The sequence below is a fragment of the Glaciecola sp. 1036 genome, assembly GCF_050306235.1.
Classification (GTDB): Bacteria; Pseudomonadota; Gammaproteobacteria; order Enterobacterales; family Alteromonadaceae; genus Glaciecola.
The window spans coordinates 1-1,300 of record NZ_JBLWFH010000033.1 but is presented as its reverse complement, the minus strand read 5'-3'; the positions used below and the strand labels follow the sequence as shown (position 1 = coordinate 1,300).

Here is a 1,300-nt window from a genome sequence, read left to right as displayed (position 1 = left end):
GCATAGACACAATGACTCCCTGTGAAATGCTAGCCTCCGCATTTTCGTGGGTTAGCTGAAAGCCAGTGCCATAATTAGTTTGTTCAATACTAAATCAATTTGGAGGCTAGCATGAACAAACATAGCATGATTTTTATCGGGTTGGATACGCATAAAGAGTTTCATGAGGTTGCTTATTGTGAGGAACAGCGTGGGGCGAGTCCGGTTCACTATGGCCGTATCTCTTCTTCCAAAGTCAGTGTCAAAAAGCTGTTACGTCAGTTTGAATCTAAATATCCCAGCGCGACACTGCACGTGGTTTATGAAGCTGGACCGTGTGGTTATTGGATTTATCGGCTGATAACGAGCTTGGGGCATTGTTGCTATGTTGTGGCACCGTCTCTTATTCCAAAAAAGCCAGGAGAGCGAATTAAAACCGACCGACGGGATGCCCTTAAGCTCGTTAGGTCACTAAAGTCTGAAGACCTTACCCCCATCTATGTACCAGAGCCGGAAGATGAAGCGGTGCGGGATTTATCCCGAGCCCGAGAAGCGGCAATGAAGGATTTAAAAGAAGCAAAGTACCAGCTTAAAGCGTTACTGCTTCGCAACAACATACGCTATGAAGGCACTGCTAACTGGTCGAAGAAGCACCTTCGCTGGCTAACGGAATTGATATTGCCTCATCCGGCGCAGCAAATAGTTTTGCAGGAACAATTGCAAACCATAGAAGAGCGCATCCGGCGACTGGAAAGGCTAGATAATGAATTAACTCACCACGTTCACCAATGGCGTTATTATCCGGTGGTGAAAGCCGTTCAGGCGATGCGCGGTGTTCGATTGCTCGTTGCTGTTGGCGTGGTAGCAGAGCTTGGCGATTTAAACCGCTTCGACCATCCAAGAAAACTCATGGCATATTTAGGTTTAGTCCCCAGCGAACAATCATCAGGCGGAAAGCGGCACTTAGGTGCTATTACAAAAGCGGGAAATGGCCGAGCACGGCGTTTGCTGATTGAAGGTGCGCACAGCTACCGGTATCCAGCGAATGTCTCTACCGAGTTACAGTTAAGGCAAGAAGGCTTACCCAAAGACATCGTCGATATTGCTTGGAAAGCGCAATTGCGTCTGTGCAAACGCTATCAGCGCCTGAGTAAAAAGGGTAAACACTACAATTTAATCATTACCGCGATAGCCAGAGAAATGGCCGCATACATCTGGGCTATCGCAAAAGAAGTAGTACTTACACCGGTTAATCCAAAATTACGGTTAAGTAGAGTACCTGCATGATAAACGAGTTTGAGCTAACGCATTCGGATCAGGC

Annotated in this window: 1 protein-coding gene; it reads left to right on the top strand. The window is 47.1% G+C overall.

The genetic code is table 11. The features are described 5' to 3' along the window. Positions 1 to 111: 111 nt before the first annotated feature. On the top strand, positions 112 to 1,266 hold the full coding sequence (locus ACNKW3_RS19785; RefSeq protein WP_427401058.1) for an IS110 family transposase: 1,155 nt from the start codon (positions 112 to 114) through the stop codon (positions 1,264 to 1,266). Positions 1,267 to 1,300: the final 34 nt, after the last annotated feature.

Bases quoted from the DNA above. Each gene is read 5' to 3' on its own strand.
- ACNKW3_RS19785 (WP_427401058.1), top strand. From the start codon at position 112: ATGAACAAACATAGCATGATTTTTATCGGGTTGGATACGCATAAAGAG.